This is a genomic window from Pigmentiphaga sp. MLSB6-MA01 (assembly GCF_058793475.1).
Map to the genome: position 1 here is coordinate 321,083 of NZ_JBXAFV010000005.1, position 24,846 is coordinate 345,928.

Sequence of the window (24,846 nt, forward strand, 5' to 3'; positions counted from 1 at the left end):
AGCTTCTCCAAGAGTGCGGCGCGCGGCCCCTTGCCGGCGCCCGATGATGTGCGGGTCCTGTCCTAGGCAGAATTGCCCGGGCGGAACCCGTCCCAGACCTCGTCGTAGTCCGGTTGCAGGTTGGGCGCCGCCAGCGCCTGCGCCGTCGGGCGGTACACGTGGCGGCTCTCGAACATGAAGGCCATCGTGTCTTCCAGCCTGCGCGGCGCCAGTGCCTCGTTGCTGGCCCGCTCGAAGGTGGTGGCGTCGGGACCGTGCGGCAGCATGCAGTTGTGCAGGCTGATTCCGCCCGGCACGAAACCCTCGGCCTTGGCGTCATAGACGCCGCGCACCAGTCCCATCAGCTCGCTCATCACGTTGCGGTGGAACCAGGGCGGGCGGAACGTATCCTCCATCACCAGCCATCGGGGCGGGAAGATCACGAAGTCGCAATTGGCGGTGCCGCCGATTTCCGACGGCGAGGTCAGCACGGTGTTGATGGACGGGTCGGGATGGTCGAAGGTGATGCTGCCCACGGCCATGAAATGGGCCAGATCGTACTTGCAGGGCGTCAGGTTGCCGTGCCAGGCCACCACGTCCAGCGGCGACGACGAACGCTCCAGCTCCCAGAACCCGCCCAGGAACTTGCGCAGGATGCGCACCGGTCCCGCGGCGTGGTCGCAGGCCGCGACCGGCGCCAGGAAATCCCGGGGATTGGCGAGTCCGTTGGAGCCCAGCGGCCCCAGTTCCGGCAGCCTGAAGGGCGCGCCGTAGTTCTCGCACAGGTAGCCCCGCGCCGCGCCGTCGGACAGATCGACGCGGAAATGCACGCCGCGCGGCAACAGCAGGATCTCGCCCGGCACGACTCGCAGGCGGCCCATCTCGGTGTGGACGTCGAGTCCGCCCGACTGCGGCACCACCAGCATTTCGGCATCGGCGTTCATCAGATAGCGGCCGCGCATGGACGCATTGGCGCGATAGACATGGACGGCGGTGCCGCTCTGCGTCTCGGCGCTGCCGTTGCCCGCGACGGTCACGATGCCATCGACGAAATCCGTACCCTGGGCGGGCGCCGGCCAGGCATTCCAGCGCAACCGGTTGGCCGGCGCCGCCACCCCGGTGAACGGAGCGGTCAACCAGGTCGGATGCGCCACCGCGTGGGCCTTCCCATGAGCCGCGGAGGGCCGCAAACGGTAGGTCCAGGTACGCAGGTTCACCGCGCGGGGCGCCGTGAACGCCGTGCCCGAGATCAGTTCCGCGTACAGGCCATGCGCCACCCGCTGCGGCGAATTGCGGCCCACGGGCAGCACGCCCGGACTGGCCTCGGTCGCGAACTCATTGCCGAATCCGCTCTGGTACTGCGGCTCCGCCGCGACTGCCCTGTCCATCCTTGCCTGCTCCTTGCTCAATTCGCGACGATGTTGGCCTGCTCGACAACCTTCTTCCAGCGCGCGATTTCCGACTCGATCATGGTCCGCATCTGCGCCGGACTGCTGCCGCTGGGCTCGCTGCCTATGTCGTTGACGGCCTTGCGGAACGCGGGATCCTGGAGCATGGCGGCCAGCGCGGCGTGCAGGCGGTCGACGATGGGGCCGGGGGTCTTGGCCGGCGCCGCGATGCCCAGCCATGAATACACCTGGAACCCGGAGACGGTATCGGCCGCCACGGGAACGCCCGGAAGCAACGGCCACGGCTTGGCGCTGGTGATGGCCAGCGCGCGCAGGGTGCCCGCCTTGAGCTGCGGCGCGGCCACCGTGGCGGTATCCACCAGCACGTTCACATCGCCGGCCAGCACGGCCTGCACGGGCGCCGCGCCACCCCGGTAGGGCACGTGCAGCATCTGCACGCCCGCCGTGGCGGCCAACAGCTCGCCGGTCAGGTGCTGGGTCGAACCCACCCCCACCGAAGAAAAGGACACGGTGCCCGGCCTGGCCCGTGCCGCGGCCAGCAGGTCGGCCAGCGTGCGCGCCGGATTGTCGGCCTTGACGCTGACCACGAACGGAAACGCGGTCACGGTGGAAATCGGCTGGAAATCCGCGACCGGATCGTAGGGCAGCGACTTGTTCACCGCGGCCGAGACGGTATGCCCGCCGGTCAGCATCACCAGCGTGTAGCCATCGGGCTCGGCCTTGGCCACGTAGCTGGACGCGACCACGCCGCCCGCGCCGCTCTTGATTTCCACGACGACCGGCTGGCCCAGCGCGGCTTGCAGGTGGCGGGCCACCAGCCGCGACACGGTGTCGGCATTGCCGCCGGCGCCGAAGCCGTGGATCAGTTGTATGGGCCGCTCGGGGTAGGCCGCGCCCGCCGCGCCGGCCAGCGCGGTTGCCAGGACTGCGCCGATGATGCGCTCGTACATGATGGGGTCTCCTCGGTATTCTTGCAGTGCTTTCCGCTGGCCGGAAAATCCCGGCGGCACCGTGAAGGGCAATATATGATTGGTCCGATCAGCAGGCACCCGCATTTCCACGGAATGGACACGACTTATGGCTAGCGGCAGCACCACGGCGGAGCCGGGCAGCATCGAACGCGCGGTGCAGTTATTGAAGCTGCTGGCCACCGCCGGCAAGCGAGGCCGCGCCCTCACGCAACTGGCGGAGGCCACCGCCCTGCCGCACTCCACGGTGCACCGGCTGCTGCGCCGCCTCATGCACGAGCACCTGGTCATCCAGAAAGAAGCGGACAAGTGGTATGCGCTGGGGCCGCTGGCCTTCGAGCTGGGACTCGCGGCCATGGCCGCCTACGACCTGCGCGAACATTGCCGGGCCAGCCTGGACAGGCTGGCCGAGGAAGTCGGCGACACGGTCTATCTGTCGGTGCGCAGCGGCAGCGAATCGGTCTGCGAGGCGCGGCACGAAGGGCCGTCGCCGATCCGGGTCAACACCCTGTCCATAGGCAGCCGCCGGCCGCTGGGGCTGGGCGCGGGCGGGCTGGCCATCCTGGCCTACCTGCCCGAGGCCGAGCGCGAGGACATCATCGCGACCGACGGCCGGCGCATCTGCGAAGAAGGCCGTTTGACCGAGGCCGACTTGCGCGCCGCCATCGAAGCCTGCCGGCGCCAGGGCCATTCGCTGATCCGCAACCGCGTCACCCTGGGCGTCACCGCGGCCGGCGTGCCCATACGCGATACGCTGGGCCAACCCATCGCCGCAATCAGCGTCGCCGCCATCGACGACCGCATGCGCGAGGAACGCGTGACCTCGCTGGCGCGGCGCCTGCATGAACACGCCAGGGAGATCGAAGCTTCGATGCGGGGCCGTCCGGCCTGACCCCGGCGCGAACGGCCGGCGACGCCCCGCCGGCGCGCTACAAACTCGCCTTCGCTTCCTGTTCGAGCAGGGCCATGAAACGTTCGAGCAGGGGCGACGCGGTATCCGACCACAGCATGCCTATCGTCGTGGGAACACCCGCGAACGACAGCGGCAGCCGCCGCAGCAATCCCTGCCCGGCGAACAGCGCGATGACTTTTTCCGACGTCGCGAACAGGCAGTCCAGGCGGCGGGCGACATGGTAGTTGGTCAGTACGGAGGCCGATTCGAGCACGACGCGCGGCAGCGGGAGATGTTCCTGCGCCAGGGTGTTCTCCAGCATGCCGCGTATCGGCGATTCGGCCGGCGGAATGATCCACGGGTAGGCGCAGGCGTCGCGCCAGCTCACGGGCCTTCGTCGCCGCGCCAGCGGATGCGGCGACGGGGCGGCCACGCATAAGGTGTCCTCGTACAGCAGCCGCCGGTTCAAGGACCCGGCGTAGCCGGTCGTTCCAAGACGGCCGATGACGAGATCGAGCTTGCGCTCGCCCAGCAGCGGCAACAGGTGGTCCATGGTGCCTTCCAGGCTCTGCACCTCCAGGTCCAGGCCTGCCTGCTGGACCCGCGCCAGCGTACCCGGCAGCAGGACCGGACCCAACGCGGCCAGCACGCCGATGTGCAGCCGCCCCGCTCCGCCGCTGCGCTGGGCCTCGAGCTGGCCATGCAGCCGCGCCATGTCGGTCAGCACGCGTTCTGCGTGATGCATCACCAGCCGGCCGCTGTCCGTCAATGCCATCCGGCGCGTCGAACGCTCGAACAGCGTCACGCCCAGCGCCGACTCCAGATCCTTCACCCACTTCGACAACGCGGGTTGGGACAGGCCGCACAGATCCGCTGCGCGGCCGAAGCTGCCGGTGCGGCCGAGCATCACCAGCATTTCGAGGTGGCGGAATTTCAACCGCCGGACCCACTGTACCGACCTTTCGTTATTCATATATTTTTTTACATAAATCGAGCCCGATTTTTCACTGGTTCCAACAGGGCGTCAATCCTAAGCTAGGCGACATGAGACGGTGCGCCCCGACGGGCGCCTCCATCGGTCGACACTTTTGCATGAGGACACTCCATGGCGGAAATTCTGGGCCTGGGCGCTACGCACTATCCCGGCTTCTGGATGCGCGACGACGATATGTCGGTCATCCTGAAACGGACGCTGAACGGGAAACGCCTCGACCCGAGCCTGAGGGACACGCGCAACTGGCCCGAGGCCATGCGCGAAGAATGGGGCAGCGATGACGGCGCCGCGGCGGCCGGCCGCCATCGCGCGCGCTCCTTTCGAGCGTTCGACGAACAGCGCCGCCTGCTGGACGCGTTCCAGCCCGATTTCATCCTGATGTTCGGCGACGACCAGTACGAAAATTTTACCGAGGACATCGTGCCGCCATTCTGCGTCTACCTGGCGGACACCATGGTATCGCGGCCCTACGACGTGCCGGAGTCATCGCCCTTTCCCAGGCGCAATCATTGGGACGAACCGCGGACCGCCTCCTTCCGGCACACGGGACACCCCGAAGGCGGCCGCTATCTGCTCAACCGCCTGAACGAAGCGGGCCTGGCGCTGCCGTATGCGTACCGGCTCAGGTACGACCGGGGCCTGCCCCACGCCTTCATCAACACCCTGCTCTACCTGGACGCCGATCGCCGGGGATTCCCCCATCCGGTCGTGCCCTTCCACGTCAACTGCTACGGCGGCGACCTGATCCGCATGCACGGGGGACTGGCCCCGCCCAGCGAAGCCGGCGCCGAACCGGACCCCGCCTCGCCTTCCCCCCGCCAATGCTTCGAACTGGGCCAGGCCATCGCGCGCGCCCTGGCCGCTTCGCCCTGGCGCGTGGCGATCGTGGCCTCATCCAGCTGGTCGCACGCCTTCCTCACACCGCGACATGGCTGGCTGTATCCCGATCACGACAGCGACCGGGCCCGCCTGGACGAACTCACCCACGGCGGCTTTCGCGAATGGGGCGCGTTGACCACCGCCAGCCTGGAAGCCGCCGGCCAGCACGAACTGCTGAACTGGATCGTGCTGGCCGGCGCCATGACCGAGCTGGGCCACCGCCCCCGCGTCATCGACTACATCGAAACCCACGTATTCAACGCCAATCGTTGCTTCGCGGTATTCGACCCGGCGTAGTGCCGGACAAAAGAACCATCACAGGAGACCCGCCATGCGCCTGAAGCCCCATCACCTGCTGTGCCTCGCCACACTGGCCCTGCTGCTGGCGGCGCCGGCCGCGCGTGCGCAGCAGCATGCGTATCCGACCAAGCCGATCAAGGTCGTCGTGCCCTTCCTGCCTGGCGGCACGGCCGACACGCTGATGCGCCTGATCGCGGCCAGGGCATCGCCCATGCTGGGGCAGCAGGTCGTGGTCGAGAACCGGGCGGGCGCGGGCGGCAACATCGGCGCCGACGAAGTCGCGCGCGCGGCGGCCGACGGCTACACGCTGCTGTTCACGCCGCCGGGCCCGCTGGCCATCAATCCCTACGTCTTCCCCAACATGCCCTACGATGCGCGCACGGCGTTCCGTCCGGTCAGCATCGTGGCGTCCATGCCCAGCGTCCTGGTGGTGGGCCCCCGGGTCGAGGCGGACAACCTGCAGGACCTGATCCGCCATGCCAAGGCGCATCCGGGCAAACTGACCTATGCCTCGCAGGGATACGGAACGACGACGCAGTTGCTGGGCGAATTGTTCTCGATCAAGGCGGGCGTCGAACTGGTGCACGTTCCCTACAAGGGCGCGCCTCCCATCCTGGCGGACCTCCGGGCGGGCCGCGTGGACATGGTCTTCTTCGACTCGGCCAATGCCCTGCCCCAACTGGCGCAGAACACCGCCCTGCGGGCGCTGGCGGTCACCAGCGAGCGGCGCAGCCCGGCGCTGCCGGACGTGCCGACGCTGCGCGAAGCCGGCTTCCCCGACATGGTCACGGCCGTATGGATGGGGCTGGCTGCGCCCGCGGGCACGCCCGACGCCATCGTGCAGACATGGCAGGATTTGCTGGACAGGATCATGCGCGTGCCCGAGCTGCGCAAGCGCTTCGAGGACCAGGGCGCGGAGCCGCTCGCAAGCGGCCCGGAAGACATGCGCCGCACCATCGAGCAGGACACGCGGCTATGGAGCGGCGTGATCCGCGCGACCGGCGCCTCGAACCGGTAAGGCGTTCCGCGGCGTCAGGGTTCGATGCGCGGCGATACCGCCGGCGTGCCGGCCGGGGGCGGGGGCGTGGCCTTGGCCACGCCCAGCCAGGCCAGAGCGGCCAACAACAATACGCCGGCGCCGAATTCGCGCGAAGTCGAGACGATGTCGCCGCGCAGCGCCACGTCATAGCCGGCCAGGATGGCGGGCACGCCCATGGCGAGATAAGACACCACGAACAGCACCGACAACACGCCCGCCCGGCCAGCGGGAGGCAGGGGCGCGATCACGTTGCGCAGCGCGCCCTGGAAACCCGTGCCGAATCCCATGCCCGCGACCGCGGTACCCACCATGAACAGCACCACCGAATGCAGCGACAGCGAGGCCAGCACGACAGCCATGCCGAACATCAGGGAGAGCGCGCCCATGCGCGACAGGAACCGCGCCGAACGATCGCGCAACAGGACCACCGCCACGACACCGCCGCCTGCCATGATGAACAAGGCCAGCCCGCCCAGCAGGCTCGAGCCCGATCCCACCAGGCTGCGCAGCAGCGTCGGGCCAAGCGATGCATAGAAACCGCCCAGGCCCCACACGGCCACCACGGCCGGCGCCGCCAACAGCAGCGGCATCCGCACTTCCGGCGGCAGCGCGAAGCCGGGCTTGAGCGAGGCCCAGGCGCCCGGCCGCCGCCGCGCGGTCTCGGCAATGAAGAAGACCCCCACGCCTTGCAGCACGAAGATCACTCCCAGGATCACGTAGATCAGGTGCGTGGGCGCGGGCAGGTACTGCACCATCAGCCCGGCGACGATTCCACCCGTGCCGGTGCCCAGCATGGGCGCCAGTGCATTGGCCAGCGCGCCGCGCGTCTTGTCGATATCCAGCATCCCGGCGCCCACGGCCGCAATCGCGGCTCCGGCCGACAGGCCCTGGATGATGCGGCCCGCCAGGAGGTCCGCCAACCCTCCGGCGGTAGCGAAGACCACCATGGCCGCGGCCTGCGCGACCGCCGCGGCCATGAGCACGGGCCGCCGGCCGATATGATCGGACAGGCGCCCCGCCACCAGCAGCGCCACCAGCACGGCCAGCGCATAGCTGCCGAACACCACGGTCAGCATGGTGGTCGAGAAGCCCCATTGCTGCTGGTAGATCGAGTATAGCGGGGTCGGCGCCGCCGACCCCGCCAGGAACGCTACGGTGATCGATGCCAGCAGATGAAAACTGAAGCGCGACGACAAGCGCCCGGCGGCCTGGGGGCAGGCGGAGGCGGGAACGGCCTTGGCGGGGGAAACGCATGTCATGGCGGAATCCGGGGAACATTGAACAGACAGGTCTGTCTGATTAACTTGAAGTGTACAGACCTGTCTGGTAATGTCAAGGCATGACCATGAATATGACAAAAAGCCCCGAAGCACGCCGTTCCGCCCGCCAGCGCCTGCTCGACGCCGCGGACGAGCTGTTCTACGAAGGAAGCATCCATACGGTCGGCATAGACCGGGTCATCGAACGCGCCGGCGTGGCCAAGGCCTCGCTGTACGACACCTTCGGCAGCAAGGAAGCATTGATCCAGGCCTATCTGCTGGCCCGCCACGAGGCCCGCAAGGCGCGTATTGCCGACCGCCTGGCCGACTACCCCGGGCCGCGCGAACGTCTGCTGGGCGTCTTCGACATCATGCGGGAAACCGCCTCGGGCCCCCGCTTCCGAGGCTGTCCGTTCAGCCGCGCGGCCGCCGAGGCCGCGCCCAGCGCGGGCATCCGGGAAGCCTGCGACACCGCGCGCAACTGGCTGCGCGACCTGTTCGCCAGCCTGGCGCGCGAAGCCGGCGCGGCCGACCCCGAAACCCTGGCCGGCCAGTTGATGCTGCTGTACGACGGCGCCTCGGTGTCGGCACACATGGACGGCAACGCCAGCGCGGCCGCGGCGGCGCGGGCCACGGCCGAGCAACTCGTCGAGCTGGCACTGGCGACGCGTTGAATCGCCCCTACGCCGGTTCCGCCAGCATCCTTTCCCCGGCATAGAATCGCTTCAGATTCTCCACCACCATGTTGGACATGGCCGTCCGGGTCTCGTTGGTCGCGCTGGAAACGTGCGGCAGCAGTACCGTGTTTCGCAGTTCCGCCAGCCTGGACGACTTCAGCGGCTCGACTTCATACACGTCGAGCGCGGCGCCCCGGATGGCTTCGTTCTCCAGCGCGGCAATCAGCGCTTGTTCGTCGACCACGCTACCCCGCGCAACATTGATCAGATAGCCTTGCGGCCCGAGCGCCTCTAGTACGCCGGCATCGACCATGTGCCGGGTTTGCGCGCTGCCCGACACGGCAATGAAGAGATAGTCACACCATGCGGCGAGCTCCTGCAAGGTGGAAACGCGTTCATGGGAGCACTCCCGAACCTCGGAGCGGGAGAAATATCGGATCTCCACGTCGAAGCCGACAAGCCTTTTCGCGATGATCCTGCCTATCCTTCCCATGCCGGCAATGCCCATGCGCTTACCGCTTACCCTATCCCCCAAGTCGAACACATTGCCTGTTTCCGCCCATCGATTCGATCTTACGTAGCCATCCGCCTGCGGAATCTTGCGGCTTGCCGCGATCATCAATCCGATGGCCAGGTCGGCCACGCAATCGTTCAGGACATCGGGCGTGTAGCCGACGCGTATTCCCCTGCGGCGCGCGGCGGCAAGATCGACCTTGTCCATGCCGACGCCGAAAATCGACATGGCTTTCAAGCCCGGCAGTTGGTCGAGCGTGGCGAGGTCCACCCCGCGTATCGCGGAAGAGACCAGGCCGGAAATCTCCGAAGTATCGCCGGGCGAGTGCAGGGTTCTCAGCTCGAACTCGCTTTCCAGCGACTGCTGGAGAACGGCCGGTATCTTCGCGATGTTCAGGACCACGGGCTTGCTCATGGATGGTGCCTTCTTCGTTGGGAGGAGGATGCTTCATGGACCGATCATGGCGCTCGCCGATGCGGCGAGGACCGCTACACGATGAAGCTGAGGTTCCCCATCAACATCGTCGATTGATTGATGTAGATCTTTCGCTCTTTGATCCGCCACGAGTCCTGGTGCCTGGCCAGAAGGTCGATACGATGTCCATACAGGCAATGGTCGTCGGCTTCGTTGCGATTCCGGTTCACCATGAAATTGCATCGTGTCCGAACCCGCGCGGGCTCGGAGCCGGAATCTGCCTCGAGTATGCGCAGGTTGGTAAGGTAGCGCGTCGTTCGCGAAGGCGGCTCCTCCGCCCAATGTTGATGCGTGCGGATCTGCTGGACGCGTTTGGTGATCGTTTCCTTGCCTTCATCGAACCAGCTGATGTCCAGCGGACCGTCGAGATACTCGGTCGCCTGCGCTTTGCCCGACAGGTTGCGAAGCACGAACATGCGGTAGGAGATGTCCTCCGCCAAGGTATCGAGCCACTCTTCGTACTTCCTGTCCGACAGGAGCTCCGCCTCTTTGTAGAGAAACTCGGAAACCTCGTACAGCCGCAGCATGGCGTTCATGGAGTCGTGCATCACTTCGCTCCCGCGACATGCCGCTTGAGGGGAAAAACAGCATCGTTCTCGACTTCGACACGATGCATGAGCTGGTCCCAGGACCGGCCCTCCATGAACTCCTGCCATCGCTTGAGCCAGATCAGCTGGTTCTGTTCGGTAATGGTTCGTCCGCACCAGACCGCTCCAGGCATAAGGTCGCAGGGCTCGGATTCCCCCAGGCCCTGCGCATAGTTGAACGGCAGGTCGCGGCCCATGCCTCCCAGGCTCTGCCTGGTGGCCGACTCCCAGTTCTCGATGTCGTCCTGCTCCGTCATTCCGCCGGGACCGGAGTAGGTCATGTAGTAATGCCGGAAGATATCCTTGACCTCGTCGGGCGCATCGGCATCGATCAGGTAATAGCGCCACATCTCGGTTTCGGTGGCGCTGATCGGGTGGTGAACCACCAGCGTGCGCGGCTGGTCCTCGTGGAACGACATGTTCGGGAAAATTGTCCCCTTGCCCTGGTAGTGGATGCCGCCCGCCCGCTTGCGCAGGTGTTCCCGCGCCATGTCCCGCAGGTAGTTGCTGGCGGCGGGAAATTGTTGGAAGGTGTCGGGACGGGGAAATTCTTCTTCGGGGCGGGGCAGGAAGCCCAGTCCCCCGTGACCCAGGTCGATCCATCCGAACGCCGCGTGGCCGGAGGCGCGTTCATCCCTGCGGCCATCCTTTCCGCTCGGATTGAGTTTGATCATGTTTGCCGAGTTGTGCGTCACCGCATGAGAGGCATCGCCCACGAAGTTGGTCGCAGGGAACTTCCAGTTGCATCGCACCCGGAATTTCTGCACCCCGACCAGCAGCGTGCTGCCGCCGCTGTCACCGTTGCGGTGATCGAGCGCGGAATCGAGCCACTTCAGCATGCCTCCCAGATACGCTTCGAGGCTGGGCGCATGCTCGTCCCACGTGGCCCAGATCGTTCCCTTGTAGACCCGGACGCGCGCCGCCTTGAGCCCCCACTCCGCCTTGTCGAGGCGGCCCTCGTAGTGGACGTCGAAACCCGGAACGCCCGCCAGTTCGCCTGACCGGGAGACCCGCTCTTCGTCCGTCGAGTAAGTCCAGCCGTGGTAGGGACAGGTGAAGACGCGCGCCTTGCCTTCGTCCACCCGGCAGACCTTCATCCCGCGGTGCCGGCAGCTGTTGAGCAGGACGACGATCTTGTCCTGTCTCGTGCGCGTGACGATGACGGAGTCGGTCCCCATCTTCGATTGGATGAAGTCTTCCGGATCCGGGATCTGGCTCTCGTGGCCCACCAGCAACCAGGCGCGGCCGAAGATCTGCCGCACTTCTTGGGCAAACAGGTCATCGTCCACGAACATCCGACGGTCCACGGTTCCTGCGGCAACGTCTACACATCGAACATCGGCCATCATGGCGCCTCCTCGATAAAGAACCAGGCCTCTTTTATTTAAATTCTGCTAGACAGAATCAAGTACCGTCTCTCAGAATTCATTCTGCGGCCGGAGGCTTTGCCTGTCAACTACGCACAGGCGCGCCGGCAGGAGGGTTCCAGGGATGGCGGGAAAAGCGGGAAGTGGAGAACCGGCGCGCCTGCGCCGGCCAGTCGCCCTAGGAAGCGCAGAGTTTTCCCTTGGGACTGAACTCGAGGCGGATGGGGTTGGAACCGAGGGCCGCCCGATGCGCCTGCGGATCCCCGCCGAACAACACGGTCAGTTCCATGGCGCTCGTAAGCAGGGCTTTGGCGTATTTGGCAATCGCCGCCTCGGTGAACCGGGTCACGGTGCCGGAAACGGTCATGGCGCCGCGCAGCGAGCCGCCCGCGCCGAACACCGGCGTCCCAAGCCCCGCGATTTCCGAATCGCGGCCGCCTATGCTGACGATCACCATTGTTTCCTGCGGGCGGGCCTTCCGGATCGCCGGGTCGAACCTGAGCAGGACCTTGCCGCCGGCGCCCGTTCCGAGCGGCGCGATATCGCCCACACGCACGTGGTCCCTGATGGATCGATTGCTGTCCACCCGCGCGACGCAAATGCGTGTTTCGTCCGATTGCCTGGCATAGAACGTCGCGCTTTCCCCGGTATCCCCGGCGAGTTTCTCGAGCAAGGGGGTGATATGGGTTTCGCTCTTGACCGACCCGAGGTACAGCCGGCCCCAGCGCGCGAGCGTCGGCCCGGGCTGGTACGTCCCGTTGTCGAGGCGAAGGACGCAGCCATGCTCGATCAGCGTCGAAAGCAGACGCAGGATGGTGCTCTTGTAGAAACCGGTCCGCAAGGACAGGTCGTGCAACGTCATGGGCGTACCGTCTTCCGCAAAGGCATTCAGTATGCGGATGGCGCGGTCGACGGAAGCAACGATTTCATTGTTCATGGGGAAATGGTAAGGATTCTGCCAAACAGAATCAACTTCTATTTTTTGTTGACACGCCTATTCCGCGAATTCATCATCGTTTCACCATGCCATCCAGAGGCCGCGATGAAGATCCTGAAAATCTCTGCCCTTGCCCTGTCTGCCTTCCTCTTCTGTACGGGCGCCCACGCACAGGGCGACGACTATCCGAACCATCCGATCCGTTTCATCGTGCCCTATGCGCCCGGTGCCGGTTCCGACACCTTCGCCAGATTGATCGCCGACAAATTGGGCAAGCACCTGGGCCAGACCGTCTTCGTCGACAACCGCCCCGGCAGCTCGGGCAACATCGGGGCCGATGCTGTTTTTCGCGCGGCTCCCGATGGCTATACGCTGCTCTTCACTGCTCCCGGACCGCTGGTGACCAGCCAAGCCCTGTATTCGAAGCTCACGTTCGTGCCGGATGAATTCGTTCCGATATCGGTCATCGCCACGAGCCCGAGCACACTGGTGGCCAATCCCAAATCCGGGGTCAAAAACCTCCAGGACTTGTTGAAAACCGCCCGGGCAAGGCCGGACAAGCTCAACTATTCCTCGGGCGGCACCGGCTCCACCCCGCACCTGGCTGCGGAAATGTTCAAGCAGCTGGCTAAGGTCAAGATTTTCCAGATCCCCTATTCCGGCAGCGGCCCGGCGCTCGCGGCGGTGGTCTCGGGCGAAACCGACATTGCCTTCGTGGATCTCGGCTCGGTGCTGCCCTTTGTGCGCAAAGGCCAGCTGATCGCGCTCGGAGTTGGCAGCGAGTCGCGTAAAGTCGGGCTGCCGGACGTGCCCGCGATCGGCGAAGTCATCCCGGGATTCGTGTCGATGACCTGGTTCGGCATGGCCGCCCCGCCCAAGACGCCCGAGCACATCGTCAACAAGCTGTCCGCGGTGGTCAACGAGATTCTCAAGGAACCCGACACGATGACGCGGCTGTCCCAGATGAATGCGGACCCGATCGGCGGAACGCCGGCCGACATGGCGAAGTTCATCATGCAAGAGCGCGAGCGCTGGAGCACAGTCATCCGGAATACCGGTACCAAGCTCGACTGAACCCCGCCAACGCGCAGGCCTCGCATGCCATACAGCACCCGCAACGGCGTCAGTATCTACTACGAAGTCTCCGGCGAGGGCATGCCCATGGTCCTCATCCACGCCAATCCTTTCGATCATCGGCTCTGGCTCTATCAGGTGGCGCACTTTTCCACCTGGTTCAAGGTGGTCTCGGTCGATATCCGGGGTTATGGACGATCGGACAAACCATCGGGCGGGTTCTCCATTCTCGACATGGCCGAAGACGTACTGGGCGTGTGCGAAGACCTGGGGATCGATGAGGCCGTGTTGATGGGCGCGAGCGTCGGATCGGGCATCGCACTGCTGCTCGGCCTCGAGCGGCCCGAGTTGTTCCGGGCCATCGTACTGGTTGGCGGCGGCAGCGGCGGCATGAACTTCGACCGCCGCATCGACGGCTACGGCAACCTGGGCGTGGCCCGCTACCAGCGCGAGCACCTGCACGAACTGGTCGCTCCGCGGTTTGCCCGATCCAGGCTTGGCGCCTACCTGCTGGATAGATTTGCCGAAGTGGGCCCGTCCCTGTCCGGGGCAGCCATCGCGCAGATCTTCCAGGCGCGGGCGGCCTTGGACATGACGTCCCGCCTGCCATCGCTGGCCATTCCCACCTTGGTGGTCAATGGCGAATTCGACATTTCGCTCGACGACGGACGCAAGACCGCCAGCCTGATTCCGAATGCCGTCCATCGCATTCTGCCCGGCACCGGCCATGCCTGCTGCATCGAGGACCCTGCCGGCTTCGACGAAATAGTCGTCTCTTATCTTCGAACCAGAGAGTTGCTGGCATAGCGCCGCCGCGCCGCCAGGCGCAACGTTGCGTTGGGCCCGCAGAAAACACCGCGCCCCGGTCCCACCGCCACGCTCATCGCGTTGCAGTGGGAACCGGGGCGGGCGAATGATGATCCACCGACTGCCGCGCGCACAGGCGCGCCGGGGCGTTTAGCTCCTTCCGCCCCGCAACTTGCGGATGGCGGCCAATTGCGCGGCCAGCATCGCCAGCTCGGCCTCGACCACGGCCACTTCGGCCTTGTCCTTGGCATTGCGCAGCGCTTCTTCCGCCGCCTTGCGAGCCTGCTCGGCCTTGGCCTCGTCCAGGTCGTGGCTGCGGATGGCCGTGTCGGCCAACACCGTCACGGTACCCGGTTGGATCTCGAGCAGACCGCCGGCCACGAAGATGTGCTCTTCCTCGCCGTTGTCCGCGCGCGAGATCTTCACCGTACCCGGGCGGATACGCGAGATCAGCGGCGTGTGGCCGGGCAGAATGCCCAGCTCGCCCGCCTCGCCAGGCAACGCCACGAACTTCGCCTCGCCGGCGAAGATCGACGCTTCCGCGCTGACGACGTCTACATGAATAGTTGCCATACTCAATTCTCCTGTGCCGCACGCTGCGCAGCACCTGCACCAGCACCCCACCCCAAGACAGCGGCACTAGACCCAGGGCACCGCGGATCCGGCTTTGCCGGTCCGCCAGTGCCGCCCCCTGGGGGGCGCCCGTCAGGGCGTAGGGGGGATTACAGTTTTTTGGCTTTCTCGAACGCTTCGTCGATCGTGCCAACCATGTAGAAGGCCTGCTCGGGGAGCGCATCGCACTCGCCTTCGACGATCATCTTGAAGCCACGGATGGTTTCCTTCAGCGGCACGTACTTGCCGGGCGAGCCGGTGAACACTTCGGCCACGTGGAAGGGCTGCGACAGGAAGCGCTGGATCTTGCGGGCGCGGCCCACGGCCTGCTTGTCTTCCGGCGACAGTTCGTCCATGCCCAGAATCGCGATGATGTCGCGCAGTTCCTTGTAGCGCTGCAGCGTCTGCTGCACGCCACGGGCCACGGCGTAGTGCTCTTCGCCCACGACCTGCGGGTCGAGCTGGCGGCTGGTGGAGTCGAGCGGATCGACGGCGGGGTAGATACCCAGCGCGGCGATGTCACGCGACAGCACGACGGTCGAGTCCAGGTGCAGGAAGGTCGTGGCGGGCGACGGGTCGGTCAAGTCATCCGCGGGCACGTACACGGCCTGGATCGACGTGATCGAGCCGGTCTTGGTCGAGGTGATGCGCTCTTGCAGCTTGCCCATTTCCTCGGCCAGCGTCGGCTGGTAGCCCACGGCGGAGGGCATGCGGCCCAGCAGCGCGGACACTTCGGTACCGGCCAGCGTGTAGCGATAGATGTTGTCGACGAAGAACAGGATGTCGCGGCCTTCGTCGCGGAACTTCTCGGCCATCGTCAGGCCCGACAGCGCCACGCGCAGGCGGTTGCCCGGGGGCTCGTTCATCTGGCCGAACACCATCGCGACCTTGGACTCTTCGATCTTGTCCAGGTTGATGACGCCCGCTTCCGCCATTTCATGGTAGAAGTCGTTGCCTTCGCGAGTACGCTCGCCCACGCCGGCGAACACCGACAGACCGCTGTGCTGCTTGGCGATGTTGTTGATGAGCTCGAGCATGTTCACGGTCTTGCCCACGCCGGCGCCGCCGAACAGGCCGACCTTGCCGCCCTTGGCGAACGGGCAGACCAGGTCGATAACCTTGATGCCGGTTTCGAGCAGTTCCACGGAGGGCGACAGCTCGTCGAACTTGGGCGCGTCCTGGTGGATGGCGCGGCGCTCTTCCGAAGCGATGGGGCCGGCTTCGTCGATGGGACGACCCAGCACGTCCATGATGCGGCCCAGCGTGCCGGTGCCGACGGGCACCGAGATGGGCGCGCCGCTGGCGGCCACGGCCATGCCGCGACGCAGGCCGTCGGACGAGCCCATGGCGATGGTACGGACGACGCCGTCACCCAGCTGCTGCTGCACTTCGAACGTCAGGCCCTTCTCGGCAAAGGCCGAGCTCTCGTCGGCCAGCGTGAGGGCCTCGTAGATCTTGGGCATGCTGTCGCGGGGGAACTGGATGTCCACCACGGCACCGATGCACTGAACGATGGTTCCGTTGCTCATATCGATTCCTCGATTCCTGATTCTTTAAGACGTCGCGCCGGCTTATACAGCCGCCGCCCCGCCCACGATTTCCGAAATTTCCTTGGTGATGGCTGCCTGGCGGGTCTTGTTGTAGACCAGTTGCAGATCGCCGATCACCTTCTTGGCGTTGTCCGATGCAGCCTTCATGGCCACCATCCGGGCGGACTGCTCGGACGCCATGTTTTCGGCAACGGCTTGGTACACCAGCGCTTCGACGTAGCGCAGCAGGAGTTCATCGACGACCGACTTGGCATCGGGTTCGTAGATGTAGTCCCACGAGTAGGCCTTCTTCTCTTCCTCGGTCTGCGCGAAGCGTTCGGCCGACAGCGGCAGCAACTGCTCGATCACGGGCTCCTGCTTCATCGTGTTGATGAAGCGGTTGTACGCGAGGTACACCACGTCGACCTTGCCTTCGGCATACGCGTCCAACTGCACCTTGATCGCGCCGATCAGGCGTTCGAGGTTGGGCGCGTCGCCCAGTTGCACCGCCTGGGACACGACGCTGGCGTCGAGACGGGTCAGGAAGCCCAGGCCCTTGTTGCCGATGGCCGTGGTCTGGACCTTGATGCCCTTCGCCTCGGAGTCCTTCAGGCGATTGAGCACCGCGCGCAGAATGTTGGTGTTCAGCGCGCCGCACAGGCCCTTGTCAGTCGTGACCACGATCAGGCCGGCGGCCTTGATGTCGTCGCGCTTGGCCAGGTAGGCGTGTTCGTAGTCGGGATTGGCTTGCGCCATGTGCGCAGCGATGTTGCGCACCTTGTCGGCATACGGGCGGGCCGTGCGCATCCGTTCCTGCGCCTTGCGCATCTTGGACGCGGCGACCATTTCCATCGCCTTGGTGATCTTGCGCGTGTTTTGCACGCTCTTGATCTTGGTACGGATTTCCTTGATTCCGGGCATCTATCTTCCCCTGTCAGTGTTCACAGAGAGGCGCCGAGCTGGGGCGCCCCGTGTACCCTGCTTCAGAAGGCTCCGTTCTTCTTGAAATCCTTCACTGCTTCGTGCAGCGCGGCTTCGTCGTCCTTGGACAATTCCTTGGTGTCCTCGATACGGCCGACCAGCGCGTCGTACTTGGACTTCAGGTATTCCTTCAGGGCTTTCTCGAACGCCAGGACGTCCTTGACCTCGACGTCGTCGATATAGCCGTTGTTGGCGGCAAACAGCGACACGGCCAGTTCCCAGACCTGCAGCGGCTGGTACTGGGGCTGCTTGAGCAGCTCCACCACGCGGCGGCCGCGCTCGAGCTGGCGACGGGTCGATTCGTCCAGGTCGGACGCGAACTGCGCGAAGGCGGCCAGTTCACGGTACTGGGCCAGGTCGGTACGGATACCGCCGGACAGCTTCTTGATGACCTTGGTCTGGGCGGCGCCGCCCACGCGCGACACCGAGATACCGGCGTTGATGGCGGGGCGGATACCGGCGTTGAACAGGTCCGATTCCAGGAAGATCTGGCCGTCGGTGATCGAGATCACGTTGGTCGGAACGAAGGCGGAGACGTCGCCGGCCTGCGTTTCGATGATGGGCAGCGCGGTCAGCGAACCGGTCTTGCCCTTGATCTCGCCGTTGGTGAACTTCTCGACGTACTCTTCATTGACACGCGCGGCACGCTCCAGCAGGCGCGAGTGCAGGTAGAACACGTCGCCGGGGTAGGCTTCGCGGCCGGGCGGGCGGCGCAGCAGCAGCGAGACCTGGCGATAGGCCCAGGCCTGCTTGGTCAGATCGTCATAGATGATCAGGGCGTCTTCGCCGCGGTCGCGGAAGTATTCGCCCATCGTGCAGCCGGAGTAGGCGGCGATGTATTGCATCGCGGCCGATTCCGAGGCCGAAGCGGCCACGACGATGGTGTATTCCAGCGCGCCGTGCTCTTCGAGCTTGCGGACCACGTTGCTGATGGTCGAGGCCTTCTGGCCGATCGCCACGTACACGCAGGTCAGGCCCTTGCCCTTCTGGCTGATGATGGTGTCGACGGCGACGGCGGTCTTGCCGGTCTGGCGGTCGCCGATGATCAGCTCGCGCTGGCCGCGGCCGATAGGCACCATGGCGTCGATGGCCTTCAGACCGGTCTGCACCGGCTGCGACACCGACTTGCGCGCGATCACGCCCGGGGCGACCTTCTCGATGACGTCGGTGGCCTTGGCGTTGATCGGACCCTTGCCGTCGATCGGCTGGCCCAGCGCGTCGACCACGCGGCCCTTCAGTTCCGGACCGACCGGGACTTCCAGGATGCGGCCGGTCGACTTGACCGTATCGCCTTCCGAGATGTGGGTGTAGTCGCCCAGAATCACGGCGCCGACGGAATCACGCTCGAGGTTGAGCGCCATGCCGAAGGTGTTGTTGGGGAACTCGAGCATTTCGCCCTGCATCACGTCCGACAGGCCGTGGATGCGGGTAATACCGTCGGTCACGGACACGACCGTGCCTTGGGTACGGATGTCAGCAGAGTTGCTCAGGCCTTCGATGCGGCTCTTGAGCAATTCGCTGATCTCAGACGGATTGAGTTGCATGGTTGACTCCTGGAATCCTTTCTCTCGGTGCCGATGTGTGCGCAGCGACCGAACTATGCGACGAGCGCGTCGCGCATGCGATCAAGCTGCGCACGCACGGAGGTATCGAGCACCTGATCCCCGACGGCCACTCGCACGCCGCCGATCAGCGAAGCGTCGACCCGGACGGTGGGCTTGATCTTCACGCCGAATTTCTTTTCCAGCCCGGCGACCAGGTCGGCAACCTGGGCATCGGTCAACGCGAAGGCGCTGGCGATCTCGGCATCGGCGGTGCCCTCGTGGCGGTTCTTGAGCCACAGGAACTGCGATGCGATCTCGGGCAGCAGCAGCAGACGGTCGTTCTCGACCAACAGCGTCACGAAATTGCGCGCGGCGGGCGAAAGAGGCGTCTTCAGCGTCGCCGTGAACAATTCGACTCGCTGTGCGTCGTCGAGCTTGGGATCGGCGATGGCGCTGCGCACCTCGGGGTGCGCGGCTGCCTGGGCCATTTCGGCGACAAGCTCGGCCCAGGCGGCAAGGCCTGCGCTATCTGCACGGGCGACGCCGAACAGCGCTTCAGCGTATGGCCGGGCGATGGTGGACAGTTCAGCCATGGTGGCTCTCGATGCCTGATACGGTTAGCGAGGTGATTCGCAAACGCGTGAGCGGCACGCGTTGCTCGTGCCACCCGCGCGGGTTCTTCATTACAACTGCGCCTTCAACTGGCCGAGCAGTTCGGCATGCACCTGGGCGTTGACTTCGCGCTTGAGGATTTCCTCGGCGCCTTTCACGGCCAGTTGCGCCACGGCATCGCGCAGGCCTTCGCGGGCGCGCTGGGCTTCCTGCTGCGCTTCCTGGCGGGCTTGCTCGAGGATGCGGGCACGTTCGGCCTCGGCGTCCTTGCGGGCTTGCTCGATCAGGGCTACGGCCTGCTTCTCGGCCTGGGCCAGGCGAGCCTGGTTGTCAGACTTGGCAGCGGCTTCGATCTGACCGATACGGGCCTCGGCCTGCACCAGTTCGGCCTTGCCTTTCTCGGCCGAGGCGAGGCCTTCGGCGATCTTCAGACGGCGCTCTTCGATGGACTTCATCAGAGGCGGCCACACGAACTTCATCGTGAACCACGCCAGAATGAAGAACACGAGCATCTGGAAGACGAGTGTCGCGTTCAGATTCACGGTGTTTCCTTATTCGGAAAAGGACATCATCCGTGACGAGGGCCGGGGCCGCGTCACGGAGCGGTCATGTCGAATAGAGGTCTTAGCCGACGAACGGGTTCGCGAAAGCGAACAGCATGGCGATACCCACGCCGATCAGGAAGGCGGCGTCGATCAGGCCGGCCAGCAGGAACAGCTTGGTTTGCAGGGGGTTCATCAGCTCGGGCTGGCGAGCCGAGGCTTCGATGTACTTGCCACCGACGATCGCGATTCCCAGGCAAGCGCCGATGGCACCCAGACCGATGATCAGACCGCAAGCGAGAGCGACGAGAGCGACGTTGGTCATGACAACTCCTTGATATGAATCGTAAAACGACTAGTTATGTTGAAAAATCGAAACCACGGATACTGCTAACTTGCTACAGGATCGCGGCGAAACCCGCCCCGACCCGCATTTCCAAACAACTCACCGGCGAGCAACTGCTATCCGCCAGCCTCCAACTTCACCCAGGGTGCCGCGGATCCGGCTCCGCCGGTCCGCCAGCACCGCCCCCTGGGGGGCGCCCGCAGGGCGTACGGGGGAGCCCGATCAGTGCCCTTCGTGGGCCTGGCCGATGTACACCAGGGTCAGCATCATGAAGATGAAGGCCTGGAGCACGACGATCAGGATGTGGAAGATGGCCCAGATCGATCCGGCGAGGATGTGGCCGAAGCCCAGGGCCACGCTGGTGGCGTTCAGGCCCGCCCACGCGCCGCCCAGCATGGCGATCAGCATGAAGATCAGCTCGCCGGCGAACATGTTGCCGAACAGCCGCATGCCCAGCGAAACCATCTTGGCCGCGTATTCGATGACGTTCAGCAGGAAGTTGAAGGGGGCCAGGACGACGGCGCCGAGACCATGCGCGTGGAAAGGCGCGGTGAACAGCTCTTTGACGAAGCCGCCGGGCGACTTGATCTTGATGCCGTAGTAGAACATCAGCAGCAGCACGCCCATGGACATGCCGATCGGCGCGTTCAGGTCGGCCGTGGGCACGATGCGGTGATAGTGGATGACGTCGTCCAGGCCGACCAGGGTGAACAGGTAGTGGGGCAGGTCGACCGGCAACAGGTCGAGCGCGTTCATGAAGACGATCCACATGAACACCGTCAGCGCGAGCGGCGCGACGAACTTGCGGGAGGTGGCATTGTGGACGATGCCCTTGGCTTCCTCGTCCACCCACTCGACCAGGATCTCGACGAAGGCCTGCATCTTGCCGGGAACGCCCGCGGTGGCGCGGCGGGCGCCCAGCCACAACAGGAACACGACCAGCAGGCCCATGGAGATGGACCAGAAAAGCGTGTCGTAGTTGATGACCGAGAAATCGGCGATAAGGGACTGCTTCTGTCCGGTATTGTTCAGGTGTCCCAGGTGATGGACGATGTACTCGGACGCGGTCGGCGCTGTGGTGGAAGCCATATCGGGGGTTTCTATCCTACGACCTGATTTTGAAATTCTCGCGATGCCGGCCGGGATGTCCCACACGCGCCGCCATCTTCAATCCATTTTCTTGCCGAAAGCCAGTACCAGCCACTGGCTTTTGAGCGCACACACCAAGCCCGCCAGAAAGGCGGGCCAAACAAGCCATTCACGACCGAACTTCGCCGCTGCGACGATGAACACGACAGCGACGGCGATCTTGAAGAACTCGCCGAAGAAAAACGTTGCGGGGTTTGCTCCCCCCGGCTTCTGCACACTCAGAATCAGCCTGAATGCGAACAAGGCGTTGGGAATGACGTATGCCGCGGCGCCAGCCAGCGCCGAGAGCCCTGAGGCACTCCCGGACACCGCGTAGGCCAGCACGGCAACGACTATGCTGACAGCAATCTGAACAATTATCGCACGCAGCAAGTCCCGCACGGCCTGCCGGCGCAACACCATCCGTTCTGCTTCGGTAAGCCGAAGCGGTTCTATCTGTTCATTGGAACGCAGACGCTCGGCGTCGCGAGCCTCCCAACCCCATGGATCAGGTTCGCCGGTCTCCCGGTCGCGCGCGCTGGATGTCTCCTGCTGCGCAGTCCCCGTGGCTCCGCTTCTGCTGGCCGCTTTTCCGTATGCGTCTGAAGGGCGCGGATCGTCTTCGATCGTCTTCATCGGACGACTTGCACCTTTTCAAGACCTGCTTTCCGACAAACCATACGAGTATAGCGGGTTTACCCCAGCCGATCAAATGGAGGTGGCTCCCCCTACGCGCTCACGCGCCCCCCAGGGGGCGATGCGGGTGGACCGGAAGGGAAACCCACCCCCTACGCCCTTCGGGCGCCCCCTCAAGGGGGCGATGCGGGTGGACCGGGGGAGCCGGATCCACCGCATCCTGGGTCTGGTGGGGTTATCTCGGTGCGGAGCACCGCATGCTTGCCTTGATCCAGGGCACCGCGGATCCGGCTTTGCCGGTCCGCCAGTACCGCCCCTGGGGGGCGCCCGTCAGGGCTTAGGGGGGTCATGACCTATAGGAATTGTCGCGGCGGTCCAACAGGCGTAGTAAGGCCGGCCATTCGAGCAGGCCGAAAGGGCGGCGGGTGGTGGGCTTGTAGAGGTGGTTGGTCAGCTCGACCACGGGTGGGGTCGGCAGGTGCAGCGGAGTGTTGCAAGCCATGGCCATCGCCTGGGCCTGGCAGGCGCGTTCCAGCCAGTACATGGCGGTGAAGGCTTCGGCGATGGACGGTCCGACCGTCAGGAGGCCATGGTTGCGCAGGATCATCGCCTGGCTGTCGCCCAGGTCGGCGACCAGGCGCTGCTGTTCGCCCAGGTCCACCACCACGCCCTCATACTCGTGCATGGCCACCTTGCCGAAGAACATCGCCGTCTGGGACAACGGCAGGAGGCCGCATTCCAGCGCCGAGATGGCCATGCCCGCGGGGGTATGGGTATGGATCACGCAATCGACCTGCGGCCGCGCGCGGTGCACGGCCGAGTGGATCACGAAGCCGGCGTGGTTGATGCCGTAGTCCTGGCCGCCGTCGTCCACCACGTTGCCGTCCAGGTCGATCTTGATCAGGCTGGACGCCGTGATCTCCTCGTAGGCCAGGCCATAGGGATTGATCAGGAAATGCCCATGCGCGCCGGGCACGCGGGCCGAGATGTGGTTGTAGATCAGGTCGTCCATCCTGAAATGCGCCACCAATCGGTAGCACGCCGCCAGGTCCACCCGCGCCGCCCATTCCGCCTCGCCCATGCCGGCAGGTCCCGCCGCCTTCGCCATATCCGCTCCATCCTGGTGAAAATCCGCCTGCGCGCGCGGGCGGGTCAATCAATATCAATCGATGCCGGCCCGGCGGATGACGCCGCCCCATTTGTCGATGTCCGTGGCAATGATCCGCCCCATCTCCCCCGGCGACGTGGGCCAGGCCTGGATGCCCAGCGCGTCGAACCTGCCCGAGGTCTCGGGCAGCGCCAGCACGGCGGCGATCTCCTTGTTCAATCGGTCGATCACCGCGGGCGGCGTGCCCGCCGGCGCCTCCACGCCCTGCCAGCCGTCGGCCTCGAAACCGGGCACCACCTCGGCAATGGCCGGCGTGTCGGGCAGCGCGGGCAGGCGCTTCTTGCCGGTCGTGCCCAGCGGGATCACGGTCCCCGCCTTGACCTGCTCGATGGCGGTGGTGGTGGGCTGGAAGATCAGCGGCACCTGCCCGCCGATCACGTCGACCAGGGCGCCGCTTTTGTAGGGCACGTGCGTCAGCCGCACGCCCGCCAGCGACGTCATCAGTTCCATGATGACGTGGCCGGCGCCGCCCACGCCCATGGAGGCGTAGTTGATCGACGCGGGCTTGGCGCGCGCCGTCGCGATCAGGTCGGCCAGCGTGCGCTGCGGGAAATCCTTGTTGGCGATGAGCACGTAGGGCACGGCCGCGACGATGCTGACCGGCGCGAAGTCCTTGACCGGGTCGTAGGGCAGCTTCTTGTAGATGAACTGGTTCATGGTCACGATGGAATTGACCATGAAGAAGATGGTGTGGCCGTCGGGCGCGGCCTTGGCCACGGCCTCGGCGCCCAGCATGCCGCCCGCGCCGGCGCGGTTGTCCACCACGAAGGGCTGGCCCATGCGTTCGGCCAGCTTGCCCGACAGGTAGCGCGCCACGATGTCGGGCGAGCTCCCGGCCGGGAACGGCACGATGACGCGTACCGGCTTGGACGGATAGCTTTCCGCCGCGCCCGCGGCCATCGAGGCACAGGCCAGCAGGACGGCGGCGGGCCAGGTCGCGGCCGCAACGAACAGCGCATTCTTTTTCATGATCGTCTCCCCTCTCCCGCCTCGTGGCGGACATGGCGGCGATGTCAGAGGACGGATCCTTCCACGTCCCCGGGCATCTTGAAATTGGGCAGCCGTTTCAGGTTGCCTTTCTCGTCCACCGCCAGGCCCGACTCGGCCGCGGCCCGGTTCAGCACCTCGTCGTGCCAGGTGACCGCCCCGCCGCCGGTGTGCCCGCCCACCAGCGCGAGCATGGTCAGTTCGCGCTCGCCATGGTTGCGAAAGCCGCGCATCACGCCGGTCGGCACCGAGATCACGTCCAGCGGCTGCAGCACCAGCTCTTCCTTGTCGTCGCCGATCAGCACGTGCACGGGGCCGGAGATGGGTATGAATACCTCGGCGGTCTTGTGCGCATGCAGGCCGGCGCCGCCGCCGGGCGGCACGACAATGTACGAAATGGTGAAGCCATGGTCCTCGGTGATGGGCGGCTGCATGTCGGCGTTCTCGACCACGCCGCGGCCGATCACCTTGAGGTTCTTCTTGCGCCCTTCGGGCAACAGCGAATCGACGAACGCCAGGCTGAACGGCTTGAGTTCGGAGAAGCGCGCGACCCGCGTGCGGGCGATGGTTTCTAGCAATGGACTGGCCATGGATGCTCCTTCACG

The 24,846-nt window shown here is 65.4% G+C and carries 26 protein-coding genes; 6 read left to right on the top strand and 20 right to left on the bottom strand.

The annotated features are described in order from the left end of the window. Window positions 1-62: 62 nt before the first annotated feature. Window positions 63-1,367, bottom strand: a complete 1,305-nt coding sequence (hmgA, locus tag AC1Q6E_RS11310) for a homogentisate 1,2-dioxygenase (RefSeq protein ID WP_296555757.1) — start codon at window positions 1,365-1,367, stop codon at window positions 63-65. A gap of 17 nt (window positions 1,368-1,384) precedes the next feature. Further along, window positions 1,385-2,338 (bottom strand): tripartite tricarboxylate transporter substrate binding protein, encoded by a 954-nt coding sequence (locus tag AC1Q6E_RS11315; RefSeq protein WP_152798066.1) that lies wholly within the window; start codon window positions 2,336-2,338, stop codon window positions 1,385-1,387. 127 nt (window positions 2,339-2,465) lie between these two features. On the opposite strand from AC1Q6E_RS11315, the gene AC1Q6E_RS11320 reads away from it, so the two are divergent. Continuing rightward, window positions 2,466-3,248 carry an IclR family transcriptional regulator gene (locus AC1Q6E_RS11320; RefSeq protein WP_152798065.1) on the top strand — a complete coding sequence of 261 codons (783 nt, stop codon included), beginning with the start codon at window positions 2,466-2,468 and terminating at the stop codon, window positions 3,246-3,248. Between the two features lie 37 nt (window positions 3,249-3,285). Here the strand turns inward: AC1Q6E_RS11320 and AC1Q6E_RS11325 are convergent, their stop codons facing one another. Then, window positions 3,286-4,221 carry a LysR family transcriptional regulator gene (locus tag AC1Q6E_RS11325; RefSeq protein WP_152798064.1) on the bottom strand — a complete coding sequence of 312 codons (936 nt, stop codon included), beginning with the start codon at window positions 4,219-4,221 and terminating at the stop codon, window positions 3,286-3,288. A 132-nt stretch (window positions 4,222-4,353) separates the two neighbouring features. Here AC1Q6E_RS11325 and AC1Q6E_RS11330 point away from each other — a divergent pair, with 132 nt between their 5' ends. Both AC1Q6E_RS11330 and AC1Q6E_RS11335 read left to right on the top strand, forming a co-directional pair. Continuing rightward, window positions 4,354-5,418, top strand: a complete 1,065-nt coding sequence (locus AC1Q6E_RS11330; RefSeq protein ID WP_492572751.1) for a DODA-type extradiol aromatic ring-opening family dioxygenase — start codon at window positions 4,354-4,356, stop codon at window positions 5,416-5,418. 34 nt (window positions 5,419-5,452) lie between these two features. After that, a complete protein-coding gene (locus AC1Q6E_RS11335) occupies window positions 5,453-6,439 on the top strand; it encodes a Bug family tripartite tricarboxylate transporter substrate binding protein (RefSeq protein ID WP_492572752.1) in 987 nt (328 codons plus the stop codon). A gap of 14 nt (window positions 6,440-6,453) precedes the next feature. Here AC1Q6E_RS11335 and AC1Q6E_RS11340 read toward each other — a convergent pair whose 3' ends face one another. Next, window positions 6,454-7,719 carry an MFS transporter gene (locus AC1Q6E_RS11340; protein ID WP_492572753.1) on the bottom strand — a complete coding sequence of 422 codons (1,266 nt, stop codon included), beginning with the start codon at window positions 7,717-7,719 and terminating at the stop codon, window positions 6,454-6,456. A gap of 86 nt (window positions 7,720-7,805) precedes the next feature. Between AC1Q6E_RS11340 and AC1Q6E_RS11345 the strand changes: the two genes are divergently transcribed. Then, on the top strand, window positions 7,806-8,393 hold the full coding sequence (locus AC1Q6E_RS11345) for a TetR/AcrR family transcriptional regulator (protein WP_152798060.1): 588 nt from the start codon (window positions 7,806-7,808) through the stop codon (window positions 8,391-8,393). A 7-nt stretch (window positions 8,394-8,400) separates the two neighbouring features. On the opposite strand, the gene AC1Q6E_RS11350 is transcribed toward AC1Q6E_RS11345, so the two are convergent. The 4 genes from AC1Q6E_RS11350 to AC1Q6E_RS11365 form a co-directional block, all read right to left on the bottom strand. Continuing rightward, entirely contained in the window at window positions 8,401-9,324 is a 924-nt protein-coding gene (locus AC1Q6E_RS11350) for a 2-hydroxyacid dehydrogenase (protein WP_492572754.1), read from the bottom strand. A gap of 74 nt (window positions 9,325-9,398) precedes the next feature. After that, window positions 9,399-9,920, bottom strand: coding sequence for an aromatic-ring-hydroxylating dioxygenase subunit beta (locus AC1Q6E_RS11355; protein ID WP_296555743.1), 522 nt, complete (start codon window positions 9,918-9,920; stop codon window positions 9,399-9,401). Window positions 9,921-9,931: 11 nt separating this feature from the next. Beyond that, on the bottom strand, window positions 9,932-11,266 hold the full coding sequence (locus AC1Q6E_RS11360) for an aromatic ring-hydroxylating oxygenase subunit alpha (RefSeq protein ID WP_492572755.1): 1,335 nt from the start codon (window positions 11,264-11,266) through the stop codon (window positions 9,932-9,934). Between the two features lie 250 nt (window positions 11,267-11,516). Then, window positions 11,517-12,194: an IclR family transcriptional regulator gene (locus AC1Q6E_RS11365; protein WP_492572756.1), complete on the bottom strand. Its 678-nt coding sequence runs from the start codon at window positions 12,192-12,194 to the stop codon at window positions 11,517-11,519. Between AC1Q6E_RS11365 and AC1Q6E_RS11370 the strand changes: the two genes are divergently transcribed. Together AC1Q6E_RS11370 and AC1Q6E_RS11375 are read left to right on the top strand one after the other, a co-directional pair. After that, window positions 12,189-13,349: a Bug family tripartite tricarboxylate transporter substrate binding protein gene (locus AC1Q6E_RS11370; RefSeq protein ID WP_492572757.1), complete on the top strand. Its 1,161-nt coding sequence runs from the start codon at window positions 12,189-12,191 to the stop codon at window positions 13,347-13,349. The genes AC1Q6E_RS11365 and AC1Q6E_RS11370 overlap by 6 nt on opposite strands. Window positions 13,350-13,373: 24 nt before the next feature. Then, window positions 13,374-14,156, top strand: a complete 783-nt coding sequence (locus tag AC1Q6E_RS11375; protein ID WP_492572758.1) for an alpha/beta fold hydrolase — start codon at window positions 13,374-13,376, stop codon at window positions 14,154-14,156. Between the two features lie 150 nt (window positions 14,157-14,306). Here the strand turns inward: AC1Q6E_RS11375 and AC1Q6E_RS11380 are convergent, their stop codons facing one another. From AC1Q6E_RS11380 to AC1Q6E_RS11435, 12 genes are all read right to left on the bottom strand, one after another. Next, window positions 14,307-14,729 carry a F0F1 ATP synthase subunit epsilon gene (locus tag AC1Q6E_RS11380; protein WP_152798053.1) on the bottom strand — a complete coding sequence of 141 codons (423 nt, stop codon included), beginning with the start codon at window positions 14,727-14,729 and terminating at the stop codon, window positions 14,307-14,309. A 149-nt stretch (window positions 14,730-14,878) separates the two neighbouring features. Then, entirely contained in the window at window positions 14,879-16,297 is a 1,419-nt protein-coding gene (atpD, locus tag AC1Q6E_RS11385) for a F0F1 ATP synthase subunit beta (protein ID WP_124692004.1), read from the bottom strand. 42 nt (window positions 16,298-16,339) lie between these two features. Further along, the gene (gene atpG, locus AC1Q6E_RS11390; protein ID WP_152798052.1) at window positions 16,340-17,218 is read right to left on the bottom strand and encodes a F0F1 ATP synthase subunit gamma; all 879 of its coding nucleotides are present in this window, start codon (window positions 17,216-17,218) and stop codon (window positions 16,340-16,342) included. 62 nt (window positions 17,219-17,280) lie between these two features. Beyond that, window positions 17,281-18,822 (bottom strand): F0F1 ATP synthase subunit alpha, encoded by a 1,542-nt coding sequence (gene atpA / locus AC1Q6E_RS11395; protein WP_152798051.1) that lies wholly within the window; start codon window positions 18,820-18,822, stop codon window positions 17,281-17,283. Between the two features lie 53 nt (window positions 18,823-18,875). Further along, on the bottom strand, window positions 18,876-19,415 hold the full coding sequence (locus AC1Q6E_RS11400) for a F0F1 ATP synthase subunit delta (protein ID WP_152798050.1): 540 nt from the start codon (window positions 19,413-19,415) through the stop codon (window positions 18,876-18,878). A 90-nt stretch (window positions 19,416-19,505) separates the two neighbouring features. After that, window positions 19,506-19,976, bottom strand: coding sequence for a F0F1 ATP synthase subunit B (locus AC1Q6E_RS11405; RefSeq protein WP_296555730.1), 471 nt, complete (start codon window positions 19,974-19,976; stop codon window positions 19,506-19,508). A gap of 82 nt (window positions 19,977-20,058) precedes the next feature. Then, window positions 20,059-20,301, bottom strand: coding sequence for a F0F1 ATP synthase subunit C (gene atpE / locus AC1Q6E_RS11410; RefSeq protein ID WP_087782618.1), 243 nt, complete (start codon window positions 20,299-20,301; stop codon window positions 20,059-20,061). A 243-nt stretch (window positions 20,302-20,544) separates the two neighbouring features. Further along, the gene (atpB, locus tag AC1Q6E_RS11415) at window positions 20,545-21,411 is read right to left on the bottom strand and encodes a F0F1 ATP synthase subunit A (protein WP_492572759.1); all 867 of its coding nucleotides are present in this window, start codon (window positions 21,409-21,411) and stop codon (window positions 20,545-20,547) included. A gap of 78 nt (window positions 21,412-21,489) precedes the next feature. Further along, entirely contained in the window at window positions 21,490-22,086 is a 597-nt protein-coding gene (locus tag AC1Q6E_RS11420) for an ATP synthase subunit I (protein WP_492572760.1), read from the bottom strand. 346 nt (window positions 22,087-22,432) lie between these two features. Further along, window positions 22,433-23,194, bottom strand: coding sequence for a class II aldolase/adducin family protein (locus AC1Q6E_RS11425; RefSeq protein ID WP_152798047.1), 762 nt, complete (start codon window positions 23,192-23,194; stop codon window positions 22,433-22,435). Window positions 23,195-23,248: 54 nt separating this feature from the next. After that, window positions 23,249-24,223, bottom strand: a complete 975-nt coding sequence (locus AC1Q6E_RS11430; RefSeq protein WP_152798046.1) for a Bug family tripartite tricarboxylate transporter substrate binding protein — start codon at window positions 24,221-24,223, stop codon at window positions 23,249-23,251. 44 nt (window positions 24,224-24,267) lie between these two features. Continuing rightward, window positions 24,268-24,831: a cupin domain-containing protein gene (locus AC1Q6E_RS11435; protein ID WP_152798045.1), complete on the bottom strand. Its 564-nt coding sequence runs from the start codon at window positions 24,829-24,831 to the stop codon at window positions 24,268-24,270. Between the last annotated feature and the right edge of the window lie 15 nt (window positions 24,832-24,846).

Excerpts from the sequence above, each read along its gene's own strand:
- hmgA (WP_296555757.1), bottom strand. The coding sequence starts at position 1,367 with ATGGACAGGGCAGTCGCGGCGGAGCCGCAGTACCAGAGCGGATTCGGC.
- AC1Q6E_RS11315 (WP_152798066.1), bottom strand. The coding sequence starts at position 2,338 with ATGTACGAGCGCATCATCGGCGCAGTCCTGGCAACCGCGCTGGCCGGC.
- AC1Q6E_RS11320 (WP_152798065.1), top strand. The coding sequence starts at position 2,466 with ATGGCTAGCGGCAGCACCACGGCGGAGCCGGGCAGCATCGAACGCGCG.
- AC1Q6E_RS11325 (WP_152798064.1), bottom strand. The coding sequence starts at position 4,221 with ATGAATAACGAAAGGTCGGTACAGTGGGTCCGGCGGTTGAAATTCCGC.
- AC1Q6E_RS11330 (WP_492572751.1), top strand. The coding sequence starts at position 4,354 with ATGGCGGAAATTCTGGGCCTGGGCGCTACGCACTATCCCGGCTTCTGG.
- AC1Q6E_RS11335 (WP_492572752.1), top strand. The coding sequence starts at position 5,453 with ATGCGCCTGAAGCCCCATCACCTGCTGTGCCTCGCCACACTGGCCCTG.
- AC1Q6E_RS11340 (WP_492572753.1), bottom strand. The coding sequence starts at position 7,719 with ATGACATGCGTTTCCCCCGCCAAGGCCGTTCCCGCCTCCGCCTGCCCC.
- AC1Q6E_RS11345 (WP_152798060.1), top strand. The coding sequence starts at position 7,806 with ATGAATATGACAAAAAGCCCCGAAGCACGCCGTTCCGCCCGCCAGCGC.
- AC1Q6E_RS11350 (WP_492572754.1), bottom strand. The coding sequence starts at position 9,324 with ATGAGCAAGCCCGTGGTCCTGAACATCGCGAAGATACCGGCCGTTCTC.
- AC1Q6E_RS11355 (WP_296555743.1), bottom strand. The coding sequence starts at position 9,920 with ATGAACGCCATGCTGCGGCTGTACGAGGTTTCCGAGTTTCTCTACAAA.
- AC1Q6E_RS11360 (WP_492572755.1), bottom strand. The coding sequence starts at position 11,266 with ATGTTCGTGGACGATGACCTGTTTGCCCAAGAAGTGCGGCAGATCTTC.
- AC1Q6E_RS11375 (WP_492572758.1), top strand. The coding sequence starts at position 13,374 with ATGCCATACAGCACCCGCAACGGCGTCAGTATCTACTACGAAGTCTCC.
- AC1Q6E_RS11380 (WP_152798053.1), bottom strand. The coding sequence starts at position 14,729 with ATGGCAACTATTCATGTAGACGTCGTCAGCGCGGAAGCGTCGATCTTC.
- atpD (WP_124692004.1), bottom strand. The coding sequence starts at position 16,297 with ATGAGCAACGGAACCATCGTTCAGTGCATCGGTGCCGTGGTGGACATC.
- atpG (WP_152798052.1), bottom strand. The coding sequence starts at position 17,218 with ATGCCCGGAATCAAGGAAATCCGTACCAAGATCAAGAGCGTGCAAAAC.
- atpA (WP_152798051.1), bottom strand. The coding sequence starts at position 18,822 with ATGCAACTCAATCCGTCTGAGATCAGCGAATTGCTCAAGAGCCGCATC.
- AC1Q6E_RS11400 (WP_152798050.1), bottom strand. The coding sequence starts at position 19,415 with ATGGCTGAACTGTCCACCATCGCCCGGCCATACGCTGAAGCGCTGTTC.
- atpE (WP_087782618.1), bottom strand. The coding sequence starts at position 20,301 with ATGACCAACGTCGCTCTCGTCGCTCTCGCTTGCGGTCTGATCATCGGT.
- atpB (WP_492572759.1), bottom strand. The coding sequence starts at position 21,411 with ATGGCTTCCACCACAGCGCCGACCGCGTCCGAGTACATCGTCCATCAC.
- AC1Q6E_RS11420 (WP_492572760.1), bottom strand. The coding sequence starts at position 22,086 with ATGAAGACGATCGAAGACGATCCGCGCCCTTCAGACGCATACGGAAAA.
- AC1Q6E_RS11425 (WP_152798047.1), bottom strand. The coding sequence starts at position 23,194 with ATGGCGAAGGCGGCGGGACCTGCCGGCATGGGCGAGGCGGAATGGGCG.
- AC1Q6E_RS11430 (WP_152798046.1), bottom strand. The coding sequence starts at position 24,223 with ATGAAAAAGAATGCGCTGTTCGTTGCGGCCGCGACCTGGCCCGCCGCC.
- AC1Q6E_RS11435 (WP_152798045.1), bottom strand. The coding sequence starts at position 24,831 with ATGGCCAGTCCATTGCTAGAAACCATCGCCCGCACGCGGGTCGCGCGC.